At 70.9% G+C, this 16585-nt stretch carries 13 protein-coding genes; 2 read left to right on the top strand and 11 right to left on the bottom strand.

Translation table 11 applies throughout. The features are described from left to right. Window positions 1-190 precede the first annotated feature (190 nt). Window positions 191-1699 carry a M1 family metallopeptidase gene (locus ABZ953_RS25070; protein WP_361727543.1) on the top strand — a complete coding sequence of 503 codons (1509 nt, stop codon included), beginning with the start codon at window positions 191-193 and terminating at the stop codon, window positions 1697-1699. Between the two features lie 30 nt (window positions 1700-1729). Here ABZ953_RS25070 and ABZ953_RS25065 read toward each other — a convergent pair whose 3' ends face one another. The 5 genes from ABZ953_RS25065 to ABZ953_RS25045 form a co-directional block, all read right to left on the bottom strand. Then, window positions 1730-2656, bottom strand: a complete 927-nt coding sequence (locus ABZ953_RS25065; protein ID WP_361727542.1) for an oxygenase MpaB family protein — start codon at window positions 2654-2656, stop codon at window positions 1730-1732. 67 nt (window positions 2657-2723) lie between these two features. Continuing rightward, window positions 2724-3527 (bottom strand): alpha/beta hydrolase, encoded by an 804-nt coding sequence (locus ABZ953_RS25060; RefSeq protein WP_361727540.1) that lies wholly within the window; start codon window positions 3525-3527, stop codon window positions 2724-2726. A 71-nt stretch (window positions 3528-3598) separates the two neighbouring features. Then, a complete protein-coding gene (locus ABZ953_RS25055; protein WP_361727538.1) occupies window positions 3599-4114 on the bottom strand; it encodes a hypothetical protein in 516 nt (171 codons plus the stop codon). 101 nt (window positions 4115-4215) lie between these two features. Next, window positions 4216-5685, bottom strand: coding sequence for an amino acid permease (locus tag ABZ953_RS25050; protein WP_361727537.1), 1470 nt, complete (start codon window positions 5683-5685; stop codon window positions 4216-4218). Window positions 5686-5843: 158 nt separating this feature from the next. Further along, window positions 5844-7649, bottom strand: coding sequence for an AMP-dependent synthetase/ligase (locus tag ABZ953_RS25045; RefSeq protein WP_361727535.1), 1806 nt, complete (start codon window positions 7647-7649; stop codon window positions 5844-5846). 228 nt (window positions 7650-7877) lie between these two features. Here ABZ953_RS25045 and ABZ953_RS25040 point away from each other — a divergent pair, with 228 nt between their 5' ends. After that, window positions 7878-8606 carry a MerR family transcriptional regulator gene (locus ABZ953_RS25040; protein WP_361727533.1) on the top strand — a complete coding sequence of 243 codons (729 nt, stop codon included), beginning with the start codon at window positions 7878-7880 and terminating at the stop codon, window positions 8604-8606. A gap of 22 nt (window positions 8607-8628) precedes the next feature. Here the strand turns inward: ABZ953_RS25040 and ABZ953_RS25035 are convergent, their stop codons facing one another. The 6 genes from ABZ953_RS25035 to ABZ953_RS25010 all read right to left on the bottom strand — a co-directional run bounded on the left by ABZ953_RS25035 (window position 8629) and on the right by ABZ953_RS25010 (window position 16450). Next, window positions 8629-9120: a hypothetical protein gene (locus ABZ953_RS25035; RefSeq protein ID WP_361727531.1), complete on the bottom strand. Its 492-nt coding sequence runs from the start codon at window positions 9118-9120 to the stop codon at window positions 8629-8631. Window positions 9121-9387: 267 nt separating this feature from the next. Further along, on the bottom strand, window positions 9388-11571 hold the full coding sequence (locus ABZ953_RS25030) for a 3-hydroxyacyl-CoA dehydrogenase NAD-binding domain-containing protein (RefSeq protein ID WP_361727529.1): 2184 nt from the start codon (window positions 11569-11571) through the stop codon (window positions 9388-9390). 234 nt (window positions 11572-11805) lie between these two features. Then, window positions 11806-13020, bottom strand: coding sequence for an acetyl-CoA C-acetyltransferase (locus ABZ953_RS25025; protein ID WP_361727527.1), 1215 nt, complete (start codon window positions 13018-13020; stop codon window positions 11806-11808). A gap of 50 nt (window positions 13021-13070) precedes the next feature. Further along, complete coding sequence (locus ABZ953_RS25020; RefSeq protein WP_361727525.1) at window positions 13071-14213, bottom strand: acyl-CoA dehydrogenase family protein; 1143 nt, start codon at window positions 14211-14213, stop codon at window positions 13071-13073. Between the two features lie 51 nt (window positions 14214-14264). Beyond that, the gene (locus tag ABZ953_RS25015; RefSeq protein ID WP_361727523.1) at window positions 14265-15290 is read right to left on the bottom strand and encodes an LLM class F420-dependent oxidoreductase; all 1026 of its coding nucleotides are present in this window, start codon (window positions 15288-15290) and stop codon (window positions 14265-14267) included. Continuing rightward, complete coding sequence (locus ABZ953_RS25010; RefSeq protein ID WP_361727521.1) at window positions 15290-16450, bottom strand: CaiB/BaiF CoA-transferase family protein; 1161 nt, start codon at window positions 16448-16450, stop codon at window positions 15290-15292. Before ABZ953_RS25010 ends, ABZ953_RS25015 begins: the two co-directional genes overlap by 1 nt. Between the last annotated feature and the right edge of the window lie 135 nt (window positions 16451-16585).

Here is a 16585-nt window from a genome sequence, read left to right as displayed (position 1 = left end):
CACCGGTGAACTGCCGTGCGACAGAGGGCCGCCCCTTGTCACGTCAGGTGCATGGGACATTGAGGCACATGTCGGCCGTATGGCGGTCGTATGACGTATGGGGCCATGGACATGACGTGGGCAGTAGGGGCTGAATAGGCTCGTCGAGCAAGACGAACAGATCTTCAGCCCCTACGACTTGGAGCTTGACGTGCACCGCAGACTCATCGCCCCGGGCGCACTCGCGGCCTCTCTGCTGCTGGCGATCCCGGCATCGGCCGCGGACTTCACCCCCGGGGCCCCGGGCATCGGCGACCCCTATTACCCGGCCAGCGGCAACGGCGGATACGACGTCTCGCATTATGACCTGCGGCTGAAGTACCAGCCCAAGACCGACCTGCTCGAAGGCACGGCGACGATCAACGCCCGCACCACGCAGGACCTTTCGCGCTTCAACCTCGACTTCGGCCTCAAGGTCTCCGAGGTGCGGGTCAACGGCAAGAAGGCGAAGTTCCAGAAGACCGGCGACCAGGAGCTGGAGATCACGCCGCCCGCCGGACTGCCCAAGGGCGCGGCGGTCACCGTCGTCGTGCGGTACGCGGGCAAGCCGTCCGAGCTGAAGATAAACGGCTACAACGCCTGGCACCGGACGCCGGACGGCGGTGTCGCGGCCCAGGAGCCGGAGGCCGCCGTGTGGTGGTTCCCCTCCAACGACCACCCGCTGGACAAGGCGACGTACGACGTGTCCGTCTCCGTGCCCGACGGCAGCCAGGCCATCTCCAACGGCGTGCTGCAGTCGCAGAGTTCGAAGCTGGGCTGGACCCGCTACAACTGGCGGTCCAACAAGCCGCAGGCGAGCTATCTCGCCACGCTCGCCATCGGCAAGTTCGACATCACGACCGACAAGACCGAGAGCGGGCTGCCGGTCCTCAACGCCTACAGCAAGGACCTCGGCGACAACGCGGGCGCGGCGCGGGCCAGCATCGAGCGGACCACCGAGGTCGCCGAATGGCTGGAGACGGTCTACGGGAAGTACCCGTTCAACGCGCTCGGCGGGTACGTGCCGAACGTGAAGAGCAGCTACGCCCTGGAGACCCAGACGCGGCCCTTCTACAGCCCCGCCGCGTTCGCGAACGGCGCCAACGCGTCGATCGTCGTCCACGAGCTGGCCCACCAGTGGTACGGCGACAGCGTGTCCGTGGACGGCTGGAAGGACATCTGGGTCAACGAGGGCTTCGCCCGCTACAGCCAGTGGCTGTGGTCGGAGAAGGAAGGCGAGGGCACCGCGCAGGAGCTGGCGGACTACGTGTACGCCCAGCACCCCGCCGACGACCCGTTCTGGCAGGTCAAGCCGGGTGACCCGGGCCCGGACAACCAGTTCCACGGCGCGGTCTACGACCGGGGCGCGGTCGCCCTGCAGGCGCTGCGCAACGAGGTCGGGGACAAGACGTTCTTCGCGATCCTCAAAAGGTGGCCGCAGGAGCACGCGTACGGCAACGCCAAGGTGAACGACTTCGTGAAGTTCGCGGAGAAGGTCTCGGGCAAGCCGCTGGCGGAGCTGTTCGACACGTGGCTCTACCAGCCGTCGCGCCCGGCGGCTCCCGCCGTGCGGGACGCCGGGATCGCCCGGTCCGCCGCGGCCCCGGCCAAGCCGAAATCGTGGAAGCAGATCGCGGCGACGAACGGCGTGCACGAGCACGAGCACGGTCACGGTCACTGACGACCGGCGGTGCCGAGCCGCCGTCCGGGGTCACCGCCCGGCGGCTCGGTACCGCGCCCGCGCCTTTCGGGGCTCCGGCAGATAGCGCAGCCGCTCCGGCAGGAGCGGCACCACCGTGCGGACCGCCTTGCCGAGCCTGCGCAGCCTGCGCTCCTGTTCGGCCGTCCACGGCAGGCCGATCGCCGCGCGGGCGTCCGGCGGCAGCAGGCCGACGGTGACGAAGTGGCGGAAGCGGGCCAGCGGAGGCAGCAGCAGCGGCCACAGGGCGCGGAGCACGATCCGCAGGAGGCGCGGGCCCCGGTCCGGCGGCGGGACGGCGGCGTCGGCGGCCGTCAGCTCCGCGGCCACCGCCGTGAGCTCGATCTCTTCGGCGAGCACCTTGCGGTAGTAGGGCCAGAACTCCTCCAGCGTCTGCGGCATGTCCCGGTCGTGTATGCCGAGGATCCGCCCGACCTGGAGCCACTCCGCGTACAACTGCCGTTCCTGCGCCGCGGTGAAGCGGCGGCCCAGGTACTTCTGCGCGTGCTGGTAGACGGGGAAGCCGGTGGCGTGCACCCAGGCGTAGTACGCGGGCGTCAGCGCGTGGTAGCGGCGGCCGTGGGCGTCCGTGCCCAGGATGGTGCGGTGCAGCGCGCGCAGCCTGCGGCCTTCGGCGGCGGCCTCGTCCCCGCCGTACACCCAGAGCAGGAGCGAGCGCACCGAGCGCTCGCCCCGCCCCCACGGGTCGGTCCGGAACACCGAGTGATCGTCGACGCCCGCACCGACCGCCGGGTGCGCCACCTGCAGGGTGAGCGCGGGCGGCAGCATCAGGACCATGCGGATGTCTCCGGCGATGCTCCACAGGATGCCGCCGGGGGGTGGCGGGGCAGGGTCCTGGTCGCGGCGGGCGCCGCGGTCGTGGGATATGTCGGATGCGTTGCGTGTGTCGCGTGTGTCGCGTGCGTCGGCGGGGTTCATGCGACGTGCTCCTCGGCCGTGCCTGGTTCGTGCGTCGTCCAGTATGCGGCCGTGCGCGGCGCCCCCGTCAGCGAGCTTCGGCGTACGCGTCCAGGATGACGTCGACGACCGCGTCCGGTTCGCGCACCGTCGGGAAGTGGTCGCTGTGTGCGAGCCGCACCAGGCGGCAGCCCGGGATGCGTCGCGCCATCGCCTCGTTCACGCGGATCACATCGGGCCTGTCCCGCTCCCCGACGGCCAGGACGCAGGGCACGTCGAGCTCGCCGAGCCGGTCGTAGTCGGGCGGGTCCGGCACGTGGTGCGGGACGTTGGCGAACCACGCCGGGATCACCGCCCGCAGGAACGCCTCGACCTCCTGGTCGTCCCCGGTGCCCGCGGCGCCCGCGGTGCGCCGCATCAGGGCCACGATGCCGTCGATGTCACCCGCCTCGGCGAGCCTGCCCACCTCCGCCATGAACTCCGGGGAGGTCAGTTCGTCGGCGCCGGTGACGCCCGGCACCAGCAGGGCGAGGCTCGCCACCCGAGCGGGGTCGCGGAGCGCGAGGCCGATGGCCGTCGCGCCGCCCATGCTCGACCCGACGAGGACCGCGCGGGCAACCCCGAAGTGGTCGAGGACGGCGATCAGGTCCTCGACCAGGGAGAACGGGGCGGTCGGAGCCGGGGACCTGCCGTACCCCCGTGTGTCGTAGTGGATCACTCGGTGCCGTTCCGTGAGGCGGGGCAGAATGCCGTCCCACACGCGGGAGTCGGCCACGCCGGGGTGCAGCAGGATCAGAGGGGGGTCCTCACCTGCCCGGCCGCCCGCGCCGCCCGGGTCACCCGAGTCGTGCGCCCACAGTTCGCCGTCCTTGACCGAGACCATGACGTCCATGCCACCGAGTGTCCGGGGGCAAGAAGGGTGCCGCCAGGGGCCACGGCGGACGAGGGCGCGAATACATACATCTAGCGGCCGGAACCCGCCGGGCCGACGTCGGGCGCGCCGGGCCGGTGGTCCAGTTCACCGCACGGCCCGAAGTCCGGCGCGGACGGCGGCGCGGTGAGCGGTTCGGACGCGATGCGGCTCGCCAGCTCGGACGCCCACTCGGAGACCTGGCCGCGCAGTTCCGCCTCCGCCGCGGCGCGTTCCGCCTCCACCCTGGCCTGCCCGGTGGCGAGCGCCGCGTCGCTCTCCCCGTCGGCGGTCTCCCCGGCGGTCTCCCCGACCGGCCCGCGCTCGGGCGCCGCCTCGCGGTGTGCCTGGCTGTGTGCCTGGCTGAGCGCCTGGCCGTGCGGCCTTCCCTGGGCCCGCACCTCGTCCCCGGCGCCCGCGAGGATCAGCGCCCGCTCTTCGAGGGCGCGGCCGAAGCGGGGCAAGAGGCGTCCGGCGAGGAGACAGAGAGCGCCGCACAGAACGGCGGCGAGCGCCAGTTCCTGGGCCTTCGGACCGGTCGGCCCGAGTTCCATGGGGATGAGCTGCATGCCGGTGCTCTACCCGCTCATCCGTGCGCAACAACGCACACCTGCTCAGCAGTTGTACGGATCAGTCGCGCGCTCAGGCCTGACGCCCGCCCGCTACCGGGCTACTGGCTCTTCCGCCCCGAGAGGCTCTGCGCCTCGCGGCCCACCCGGCGCCGGACGCCGAACCAGCCCGCGACCAGGGCCAGACCCACGACCGGGATCAGGAACAGCGTCTTGCGGCCGACCTCGGCGTCCTTCCACATCAGGCAGAGGACGGCGAGCAGGAACGCGATCGTCACGTACTCGGTGACACCGCTGAAGGGGAGCTGGAACTTCGGCCGGGTGATCTCGCCGCGCTTCGCGCTGCGCACGAAGGCGAGGTGGCAGACCATGATCGTGATCCAGGTGCCGATGATGCCGAGCGAGGCCACGTTCAGGACGATCTCGAAGGCCTTGCCAGGGACCACCTTGTTGAGGCCGACGCCGACGACGCCGAGAGACGCGGTCAGCAGGATGCCGCCGTAGGGCACCTGGTTGCGGTTCATCTTGGCCGTGAACCGCGGGGCGGAGCCCGACATCGCCATCGAGCGCAGGATGCGGCCCGTGGAGTACAGACCGGAGTTCAGCGAGGACATCGCCGCGGTGAGGACCACGAAGTTCATCACGTCGCCGGCGGCCGGGACGCCGATCTTGGACAGGACCGTCACGAACGGGCTCTGGTCGGCCGTGTACATCACGCCCGGGAGCAGCAGCGCGAGCAGGATCACGGAGCCGACGTAGAAGATGCCGACGCGCCACATGATCGAGTTCACCGCGCGCGGGACGATCTTGTGCGGCTCGGCGGTCTCGCCCGCCGCGACGCCGACCAGTTCGAGCGAGGCGTACGCGAAGACGACGCCCTGCATCACGATCACGACCGGCATCAGGCCGTTCGGCATGAGGCCGCCGTGGTCGGTGATCATGTTGAGGCCCGGCGTCTCACCGCCTACCTTGTGCTGGCTGGCAAGCAGCCAGATGCCGATGATCATGAAGGCGCTCAGCGCGGCCACCTTGATGATCGAGAACCAGAACTCCATCTCGCCGAAGTACTTCACCGAGACGAGGTTCACCGAGAGCACGATCGCGAGGGCGATCAGCGCGAGCACCCACTGGGGTATGTCGGTGAAGAAGCTCCAGTAATGCGTGTAGAGCGCGATCGCCGTGATGTCGGCGATACAGGTGGTCGACCAGTTCAGGAAGTACATCCAACCGGCGAAGAACGCGCCCTTCTCGCCGAGGAACTCACGCGCGTACGAGACGAACGAACCGGACGACGGCCGGTAGAGGACCATCTCGCCGAGCGCCCTGACGACGAAGAACGCGAAGATGCCGCACACGAGGTACGCGAGGGCGAGCGCGGGGCCCGCCGTGTGGAGGCGGCCGCCCGCCCCCAGGAAGAGGCCGGTGCCGATCGCGCCACCGATCGCGATCATGTTGACGTGACGGGCCTTGAGGTCCTTGCTGTATCCGGCGTCGCCCGCGTCCGCGGGGGCCTGGGGAGCGTCCGTGCGGGACGCCTCCAGGGTGGCCGAATCCACTGCTTCCTTGCTCACGTGGTGGATCTACTCTCTGGTGCCCGGAAGAGCTCCGGGGTCCGGATGTGCTCCGGTCCGCGCACCCCTGACGCGCGCGGACCGACGGGACACCTTCCCCCACCCACCGCGCCCCACGCGGTGTCGCACGTCACATAGCGGAACTTCTCACATGGTGATCAAGGGGTGTACAAAGCCTCGATGACCTGCCAGTACCTGTCGCGGATCACTCGGCGGCGGAGCTTCAGGGACGGGGTGAGCTCGCCGGTCTCCGGGCCCCATTCCTCCGTGAGCAGGCGGTAGCGCTTGATCTGTTCGGTGCGGTTCAGGCGCGCGTTGGCGGCCTCGACCGCGCGCGCCACCTCCGCCCGCACGGCCTCGTGCGTGGCCGGATCTCCCGCTATCCCGTGCGCGGCGGCCCAGGCGGGCGCCATCTCCCGGTCGAGGACGAGCAGGGCCACGAGATAGGAGCGGCCGTCCCCGTGGACGAGGGCCTGCCCTATCAGCGGGTGCTCCTTGACGGTGTTCTCGACGAGGGCGGGCGAGACGTTCTTGCCCGTCGAGGTCACGATCATTTCCTTCTTGCGGTCGGTGAGCCAGAGGTAGCCGTCCTCGTCGAGCCGTCCGATGTCGCCGGTGGCGAACCAGCCGTCCGCGTCGCAGGCGCCGTCGACTCCGCCGTCGGGCCGCAGATAGCCGTCGAAGACCGTCGCGCCGCGCACCAGGATCTCGCCGTCGTCGGCGATGCGGACGTCGAGGCCTTCGAGGGGGCGGCCCACCGACCCGAGCCGGAACCCGTCGGGGCCGTTGGTCGTGACCACCCCGGAGGTCTCGGTGAGCCCCCACGCGTCCATGATCACCAGACCGAAGCCGGCCCAGAACCTGGATACGTCGAGGGGCATCGGCGCGGAGGCGCTCGCCGTCCACACGAGCCGGTCGAATCCGGCCAGGGCGAGCAGCGGATCGAGTACGTCCCGCTTGGCCCGCTCGTACGCGGCCCGCAGCGCCGCCGAGGGCTCCTCTCCCCGTTCCCGGCAGGCGACGTGCGCGCGTGCCGTGTCGTTGGCGGCCTCGATGGCGCGGCGGCGCTCCTCCGGCAGCCCGGCGATCGCGGCCCGTACGGAGGCCGCGAGCTTCTCCCACACGCGCGGGACGCCGAAGAACTGCACGGGGTGCAGCTCGCGTGCAGTGGCGGCCACCTGGGCGGGGTCAGCGCACAGATAGACGTGGGCGGCGCGCAGCACCGGCAGATAGATGCCGAGCAGCCGCTCCGCTATGTGCGCGAAGGGCAGGTAGCAGATGTGTCCGACGTGTTCGGGGAACTCGACGACGCCGTCCAGGGCGATGCCGCCCAGGAGCACGTTGCGGTGGGTGAGGCGGACGCCCTTGGGGTCGCCCGTGGTGCCCGAGGTGTAGACGACGGTGAGCGGGTCGGTCGGGCGGCTCTCGCGCCAGGACTTCTCGAAGGCGTCGGGGTTGTGCAGGCGGCCGCCGGTGGCGTGCAGGGAACCGTAGGTGCGGTGGGTGCCCGCTGCCGCCCCCTCCACCACGACGAGGCGCTCCAGCGGCGCGGTGTCGTCCGTCAACAGCGGCTCCCAGCGCGGCAGTTCGCGGGCGCCCTCGACGATCGCGAAGCGGGCCCGGCTGTGCCGGACGATGTGCGCGACCTGTTCGGGGGCCGCGGTGCCGTACACGGTGACGGGCACGGCACCGAGGTGCACCAGGGCGAGGTCGCTCAGCCAGTGCTCGGGGCGGTTGCCCATCATCATCAGGACGTGCTCGCCCCGCTCGACGCCGAGCGCCGCGTAACCGGCGGCCAGGACGGCCACCTTGCGGCGCGCCTCGCGCCAGGTGAGCGTCGACCACTCCCCGCCCGCGCGCCAGGAGAGCGCGGGAAGATCCCCGTGGTCCTCGGCATTGCGGAGCAGCAGGGCGGGGAGCGTGATGTCGGCGGGGTCCCCGGGAAGCCGCAGGATCGTGGTCATGACCGCCTCCTGGCGCCATCGGCTGTGCGTGAGCGGACGGGTGCGTGAGGAGCGAGGGCCGAGCGGTTGACGAGCTGTGGGAGAGCAGGTGACTGGCCCGGAGGGTTTCACAACACTGGTGTGCCAGCAATACTGTTGCACCGGATTGATGCACGCCCGGACAGGCACCGGACCGCTGCGCAGACGGGGAGACATCCGGAGAGCCGGCCGGGGAGGGAGGGCGCCGTCATGGCGACGGACACCGAGGAGCCGACGCTCACGGTCGACGAACTGGCCGCACGCGCAGGCGTCACGGTCCGCACGATCCGCTTCTACAGCACCAAGGGGCTGCTGCCGCCGCCGGTGATCGGCGCGCGCCGCGTCGGCCACTACGGCCCGGACCACCTGTCCCGGCTCGCGCTCATCGAGGAGTTGCAGCACCAGGGCATGACGCTCGCCGCGATCGAGCGGTACCTGGAGCAGTTGCCCGCGGACCTGAGCGCCCACGATCTGGCCATCCACCGCGCCGTGGTGGCCTCGTGGGCACCGGACTCTGCGGAGGACGTGCCCCTCGCCGAGCTGGAGCGCCGGTCGGGCCGCCCGCTCGGCGAGGCGGAGCTGGACCGGCTCGCGGCGATGGGGGTGATCGCCAGGACCCGGGCGGCGGGGACGTACCGCGTGGATCCGGGGCTGCTGCGCCTGGGCGTGCAACTCCTCGACGTGCCCATCGCGCACGAGACGATCCTCGCGGCGCGCACGGTCCTGATGGAGCACACGCGTTCGGCCGCCCACGAGCTGTCCCGGCTCTTCCGAGACGAGGTCTGGGGGCCCTACCGCGCGGGCGAGTCGGACCCCGAGCACGTAGCGGCGATGCGCTCGCTCTCGGCCCATATGCAGCCGCTGGTGGTCCAGGCGCTGGTGACCGCGTTCCAGCGCTCGCTCAAGGAGGAGCTGCGGGAGTGGCTCAAGGAGAGCTGAGCCGCCCCCCACGGGCCCTCGGTCACACCTTGACGTCGGCCGCTGTCGCGCTCGGCGTCCCGCCCCGCGCGGCTTGCGACAGCCGCTCGGCGTAGACCTCGGAGAGAGCTGCCAGGTCGGTCCGGCCGGCCGCCGCCCCCGAGGTGTCCCGGAGGTCGAGCGTGCCGATGTACTGGTCCCGCCGGACCACGAGCGTCAGGGTGTTCTTCTTCACGGGGCTCTTGTACGCGTAGGTGATGCTCGCGTTGCCCTGCCGCGGCCCGTCGAGGACCGTGACCGCGTGCTTGTTGCTGTCCGCGTAGCTCTTCCAGGCGGTGAAGGTGCGCTCGGCGGCACACGTGTTTCGGTACACGATCACGTCGTAACGCGCGCCCTCGGCCTTGTCGTTGCTGAGGTAGCCCACCCGGCCGTTGGCCACGGCGCCCTTGCACCTGCCGCCGGGGTCCTTGCACACGGAGGGCGCCTTGGCGCGGCTGCGCAGTTCGGTGGTGACGTGGCGCAGAGTGGTGGGCATCGTGTCGAGGGGCGGCAGGATCGCCTCGGCCTGCCGGGCGCCGCTCAGCGATCCGGTGCCGGTGCCGGTGCCCTTGCCTCCCGACCTGCCGTATCCGCCGGACCTGTCGTATCCACCGGACCGGCCGGATCCACCGGATCCGCACAGCGGTCACCCTTCAGTTGTCGTGATCATGCTCTTCGGCAAGATACGACGCGGCAGCGATGCCTCCGGTTCCGCCCCTGACCAGGCGGAACCGCAGGCACCGGCCCGCAGGCACCGGCAGGGTCAGCCGTCGCTGAACGTCTCCCCGTTCGCCGCCTTTTCGAGCAGCAGCGCGGGCGGGTCGAACCGCTCTCCGTAGCGCTCGCTCAGCTCACGCGCGCGTGCCACGAAGCCGGGCAGCCCGCCCTCGTAGCCGTTGATGTACTGCAGCACGCCGCCCGTCCAGCCCGGGAAGCCGATGCCGAGGATGGAGCCGATGTTGGCGTCGGCGACCGACGTCAGGACGCCCTCCTCCACCAGGCGTACGGTGTCGAGCGCTTCGGAGAAGAGCATCCTCTCCTGCATGTCCACGAACGGGATCTCGTGCCCCGGCTTGGTGAAGTGCTCGCGCAGCCCCGGCCACAGCTTGGCCCGCTTGCCGTCCACGTAGTCGTAGAAGCCCGCTCCCCCGCTCCTGCCGGGGCGCTCGAACTCGTCGACCATGCGGTCGATGACGGCGTCCGAGGGGTGGCCGGGCCAGGTGCCGCCCGCCTCCTCGACGGCGCGCTTCGTCTCGTTGCGGATCTTGCGGGGCAGGGTGAGCGTCAGCTCGTCCATGAGGGAGAGCACCTTGGCGGGGTAGCCCGCCTGGGCCGCCGCCTGCTCGACGGAGGCGGGCTCGATGCCCTCGCCGACCATCGCGACGCCCTCATTGATGAAGTGCCCGATGACGCGCGAGGTGAAGAAGCCGCGCGAGTCGTTGACGACGATCGGCGTCTTGTTGATCTGGCGCACCAGGTCGAAGGCGCGGGCCAGCGCCTCGTCGCCCGTCCGCTCGCCCTTGATGATCTCGACCAGCGGCATCTTGTCGACGGGCGAGAAGAAGTGCAGGCCGATGAAGTCGCCCGGGCGCGTGACGCCCTCGGCCAGGCCGGTGATCGGCAGGGTCGAGGTGTTGGAGCAGAGCAGCGCGTCCGGCTCGACGACGTCCTGGATCTCCTGGAACACCTTGTGCTTGAGCGAGGTGTCCTCGAAAACCGCCTCGATCACGGCGTCACAGCCCGCGAGGGCCTGCGGGTCCGCGGTCGGCGTGATGCGGGCGAGCAGCGCGTCGGCCTTCTCCTGCGTGGTGCGTCCCCGCTGGACGGCCTTGGCGCAGAGCTTCTCGGAGTAGCCCTTGCCCTTCAGCGCCGCCTCCGCCGAGACGTCCTTCAGGACGACCTCCATGCCCGCGCGGGCACACGAGTACGCGATGCCGGCGCCCATCATCCCGGCGCCGAGCACGGCGACCTTGCGGACCTGGCGCGGCTCGATGCCCTTGGGGCGGTTGGCGCCGGAGTTGACGGCCTGGAGGTCGAAGAAGAAGGCCTGGATCATGTTCTTGGCGACCTGGCCGGTGACCAGCTCGGTGAAGTACCGGGCCTCGATGGTCAGCGCCGTTTCGAAGTCGACCTGGGAGCCCTCGACGGCCGCCGCGAGGATGTTCCGCGGTGCGGGGTAGTTGGCGCCCGCCGTCTGCTTCTTGAGGTTGGCGGGGAAGGCCGGGAGGTTCGCCGCGAACTTCGGGTGGGCGGGGGTGCCGCCCGGGATGCGGTAGCCCGGCCTGTCCCAGGGCTGCTGCGACTCGGGGTTGGCGTCGATGAAGGCGCGGGCCTTCTCGATCATCTCCTCCGGGGTGGCGGCCAGTTCATGGACGAGGCCGTTCTCCAGGGCGCGCTCGGGGTTGTACTGGGTGCCCTGGAGGAGCACCTTCAGGAGCGCGTCCGTGATGCCCATGAGGCGTACGGTGCGGGTGACGCCGCCACCGGCCGGGAGCAGGCCGAGGGTGACCTCGGGCAGGCCGATCTTGGAACCGGACACGTCCAGGGCGACGCGGTGGTGCGACGCGAGGGCGATCTCGTAACCGCCGCCGAGCGCCGCGCCGTTGATGGCGGCGACCACGGGCTTGCCGAGGGTCTCGATGCGGCGCAGCGAGTTCTTGATCGCGGTGCCCGTCTCGAACGCCTGCCGGGCGTTCTCCGGTCCCACCTTGATCATGTCCTTGAGGTCGCCGCCCGCGAAGAAGGTCTTCTTGGCGGAGGTGTAGATGAACCCGCGGATCGCGTCCTTGTCGGCCTGGACGGCGGCCTCGGCGCGGTCGGCGATCGCCGCGATGGAGTCCTTGAACGCCTGGTTCATGGTGTTCGCGGACTGGTTGGGGTCGTCGAGGACGAGCGTGACGACGCCGGTGTCGTCCTGCTCCCAGCGGATGGTGGTGCTTGCGGTCATGTCTTTGTCTCCGTGAAGTGTGCGGCAGGCGGATTCGGGGGAGGGCGGAAGGGTTTCGTGGCCGTGTGACCGCCGGTGGGGGCTGGTCGCGCAGTTCCCCGCGCCCCTGAGGCATGCGGCTGCGCCGCGCCCAGGGGCGCACGGAGTGCGCCTTCAGGGGCGCGGGGAACTGCGCGAGCAACCACGGCGTACCCGCAGTCGGCAGCGCGCCCCCCGCCCCCGCGACGCCCAGCCCTACAGCCGTTCCACGATCGTGGCGATGCCCATACCGCCACCGACGCACAACGTGGCCAACCCGTACCGGAGGTCACGCCGCTCCAGCTCATCGACGAGCGTGCCCAGGATCATCGCGCCGGTCGCCCCGAGCGGGTGACCGAGCGCGATCGCGCCACCGTTGACGTTCACCTTGTCCAGGGAGAGCCCCATGTCCCTGACGAAGCGCAGCACGACCGCGGCGAACGCCTCGTTGATCTCGACGAGGTCGATGTCGTCGATGGTCAGACCGGCTTTGGCGAGCGCCTTGCGGGTCGCGGGCGCGGGCCCCGTGAGCATGATCAGCGGCTCGGAGCCCGAGACGGCGACGGAGACGATCCGGGCGCGCGGGGTCAGGCCGTAGCGCTCGCCGACCTCCTTGTTGCCGACGGCGACCAGCGAGGCGCCGTCGACGATGCCGGAGGAGTTGCCCGCGTGGTGGACGTGGTCGATCTCCTCGATCCAGTGGTACTTCTGCAGCGCCACCGCGTCGAAGCCGCCCAGGTCGCCGATGTCCTTGAAGGACGGCTTCAGCTTGGCGAGGGAGTCGGCGGTGGTGCCGGGGCGCAGGTGCTCGTCGTGGTCGAGGACGACCAGGCCGTTGCGGTCCTTGACCGGCACGACGGACTTCCCGAAGCGGCCGTCCTTCCAGGCCGCGGCGGCGCGCTCCTGGGAGAGGGCCGCGTACTCGTCGACGTCGCGCCGCGAGAAGCCCTCGATGGTGGCGATGAGGTCGGCGCCGATGCCCTGCGGCGCGAAGTTGGTCTCGAAGTTGGTCATCGGGTCGGCGAACCAGGCGCCGCCGTCGGAGGCCATCGGCACCCGCGACATCGACTCGACGCCGCCCGCGAGCACCAGGTCCTCCCAGCCCGAGCGGACCTTCATCGCGGCGAGGTTGACCGCTTCGAGGCCCGAGGCACAGAAGCGGTTCTCCTGGACACCGGCGACCGTGTCGGGCAGCCCCGCGGCGATGGCGGCGATCCGCGCGATGTCGGAGCCCTGGTCGCCGACCGGGCCCACCACGCCGAGGACGATGTCGTCGATGGCGGCCGGGTCGAGGCCGGGGAAGCGGGCCTGGATCTCGTGGATCAGGCCGACGACGAGGTCGATGGGCTTCGTGCCGTGCAGGGCGCCACTGGCCTTGCCGCGTCCGCGCGGGGTGCGGATCGCGTCGTATACGTACGCTTCGGTGGTCACGCGTGAGCCTTTCGGGGGTGTCCGGGATGTCGGGGTTTTCGGGGGCCGGGTCAGCCGAGGAGGGAACGGCCGATGATCTCCTTCATGATCTCGGTCGTGCCGCCGTAGATGGTCTGGATGCGACCGTCGGTGAAGGCCTTCGCGACGCGGTACTCCGTCATGTAGCCGTAGCCGCCGTGCAGTTGCAGGCAGCGGTCGGCGACGCGCTTCTGCAGCTCGGTGGCCCACCACTTCGCCATCGACGCGTGCACGGCGTCGAGTTCCCCGTTCGAGTGGTCGACGATGCACCGGTCGAGGAAGGTGCGGGTGACGGCGCACTCGGTGGCCATCTCCGCTATCTCGAAGCGGATGTGCTGCAGCCTGGCCAGCGGCCGCCCGAAGGCCTCGCGCTCCTTGACGTACGTCGTGGTGATCTCCAGGAGGTACTCGGCGGCGGCGATCCCGGCGACGGCGATGCCCATGCGCTCCTGCGCGAGGTTCGTCATCAGGTGGATGAACGCGCCGTTGAGCTCGCCGAGCAGATTCTCCTTGGGGACGCGTACGTCGTCGAAGAAGAGCTCCGCGGTGTCCTGGGACTTCTGGCCGATCTTGTCGAGGTTGCGGCCCCGCTCGAAGCCTTCCATGCCGCGCTCGACGACGAGGAGGGACAGGCCGTGGGCGCCGCCGTCGGGAGCCGTCTTGGCGACGACGATGACGAGGTCGGCGAGGATGCCGTTCGAGATGAACGTCTTGGAGCCGTTGAGCACCCAGTGGTCGCCGCGGTCCTCGGCGCTGGTGCGGATGGCCTGGAGGTCGGAGCCCGCGCCGGGCTCGGTCATCGCGATGGCGGTGATCGTCTCGCCGGAGCAGAAGCCGGGCAGCCAGCGGCGCTTCTGCTCGTCGGTGGCGAGCGAGGTCAGATAGGGGCCGATGATGTCGTTGTGCAGGCCGATGGCGAGACCGGCGGCGCCCGCGCGCGTGAACTCCTCGGCGAGGACGGCGGAGTAGCGGAAGTCGGCGTTCCCGCCGCCTCCGTACTCCTCGGGCACGGCGAGGCCGAGGAGCCCCTGCTTGCCGGCCGCGAGCCACGCCTCGCGGGAGACGATGCCGTCCTTCTCCCACTGCTCGTAGTGCGGGAGCACCTCCTTCGCAAGGAAGGTGCGGACGCTCTCGCGGAACGCGTCGTGCTCGGCGGAGAAGATCTGCCGCTTCATCTGTACGTGGCCTCCTGGAGCCCTGTGAGAACCGACGAGCCCTGCTGGGGCCTAGAGCCAGCCCTTGACGGTTTCGATCGACTTGGCCGGCTCGGGGCCGACCGGTATGACGTTGAGCATGGTGACGCCCGCGGCCCGGAAGGCCTCGATGCGCTCGCGTACATAGCCCTCGGGCCCGCACAGCGACATGAGCTCGCAGAACTCGTCCGGGACGGCGGCCTCGGCCTCCTTCTTCTTCCCCGCGAGGTAGAGCTCCTGGATGCGCGCGGCTTCCTTGCCGTAGCCGTAGGCCACCGCGAGGTCGTTGTAGAAGTTCTTCCCCTTGGCGCCCATGCCTCCTACGTAGAGGGCGATCTGCGGGCGGGCCGCGTCGCGCACGGCCGCCGCGTCGTCGCCGATGGCCAGCAGTCCCCCTGCGACGGTCTCCAGCGGCCCGAGGGACGGGTCGCGCCGCGCCCTGCCCGCGGCGAGCGCCGCGCCCCACACCTCGTGGGCCTTCTCCGGGATGAAGAGGGTGGGCAGCCAGCCGTCGGCGATCTCCGCCGTCATGGTCACGTTGGCGGGCCCCAGGGAGGCCACGTAGAGCGGGACTTCGGGGCGTACCGGTTTGGTGAGAATCTTCAGGGGCTTGCCGAGCCTGCCGCCCTTCTCCGGAGGCAGTGGCATGTCCGTGATGCCGTGGTGGTCGATGACCTCGCGGCGCAGGATGCGCCGGGTCAGCTCGATGGCCTCGCGGGTGCGGCCGAGCGGCTTGTCATACGCCTTGCCGTGCCAGCCCTCGACGACCTGCGGGCCCGAGGCACCGAGGCCGATGATCGCGCGCCCGCCGGAGACCGCGTCGAGCCCGGCGGCGGTCTGGGCGATGAGGGCGGGCGTGCGGGAGTAGACGTTGAGGATGGCGGCGCCGATCTTCATGCGCTCCGTGCGCGCCGCCAGATAGCCCATGACGGTGGGCGAGTCGAAGCCGTACGCCTCGGCGACCCACACCGCGTCCAGGCCCGCGGACTCCAGGGCCGCGATGTCGTCGGCGGCCTCGCGCGGGTCGCCCGCGTAGGCGAGCGGGGACGAGAGTCGCATCAGTGGCCTTCCTCTTCCTTGGGTTCCCCGGCGGGCCGCGCGAGGGCCGGTACGTCCCAGTCGCGGGCCACTTCGGCGGTGTCGGCGCCGGGCCGCGCGGGTCCGGTGCGGACGTGTGTCGGGGTGGCGGAGAAGCGGGGCGCGGGGGCGGGCTGGGTGATGCCGCCGTGGTCGACGAAGGTGCCGCGGGCGGCGAGGTGCGGGTGTCCTGGGGCCTCGCGCAGGGACAGCACGGGCGCCACGCAGGCGTCGGAGTCCTCGAAGACGGCCGTCCACTCGTCGCGGGTACGTTGCTTGAAGCGGGCGGCGACGGCCTCGCGCAGCTCGCCCCAGCGGGCCAGGTCCTTGCGGGCGGGCACGTCCCCGTCGAGGCCGAGGAGCTCGATGAACTCGTCGTAGAACTGCTGCTCCAGGGAGCCGACGGCCATGTAGCCGCCGTCGGCGGTCTCGTAGTTCCCGTAGAAGGGGCAGCCGCCGTCGAGGAGGTTGGCGCCGCGGCGGTCCTGCCAGCCGCCGGCCGCGAGCATGCCGTGGATCATGGTGGAGAGGTGCGCCGCGCCGTCCACGATCGCGGCGTCCACGACCTGCCCGGCGCCGTGCACGCGCGCGTGGTGCAGTGCCGCGAGGATGCCGACGACGAGATAGAGCGAGCCGCCCGCGTAGTCGCCCACGAGGTTCGCGGGGATCGCGGGCGGTTCGCCGGGGTTGCCGATCATGCCGAGGGTGCCGGTGATGGCGATGTACGCGATGTCGTGCCCGGCGCGCCGGGCGAGCGGGCCCTCCTGGCCCCAGCCGGTCATCCGGCCGTAGACGAGCCTCGGATTGCGGGCCCGGCACTCCTGCGGGCCGACGCCGAGGCGCTCGGCCACGCCGGGCCGGTAGCCCTCGATGAGCACGTCGGCGCGCTCGGCCAGGTCGAGGACGCGGGCCGCGCCGTCGTCGGCCTTGAGGTCGATGACGACGGAGCGCTTGTTGCGGTTGGTCACGTCGTACTCGGGATTGATCGCGAGGCCGCCGCCGTCCGGCCGGTCGACGCGTACGACGTCGGCGCCGAGATCGGCGAGGAGCATGGCCGCGAACGGGCCGGGCCCGATGCCTGCGAGCTCCACCACGCGCACCCCGGCCAGCGGTCCGTGAACGCCCTTGTCCGGCACAGCCATTGAGCCCCCAGCACTATGACACAACTGATGTAACACCAGTGATGCTAAGAACGTGTTCCACCGCGCACAAGCCCCTGGCGAGCAAGCGCTTAGCCAATTTCGGTCCGCCACCGGAATCCGGCGGTAGCCTCGGCC

Origin of the sequence: Streptomyces sp. NPDC046465, from assembly GCF_040646035.1 — a bacterium.
GTDB lineage: Bacteria > Actinomycetota > Actinomycetes > Streptomycetales > Streptomycetaceae > Streptomyces.
This window is presented reverse-complemented; position numbering and strand designations above follow the sequence as displayed.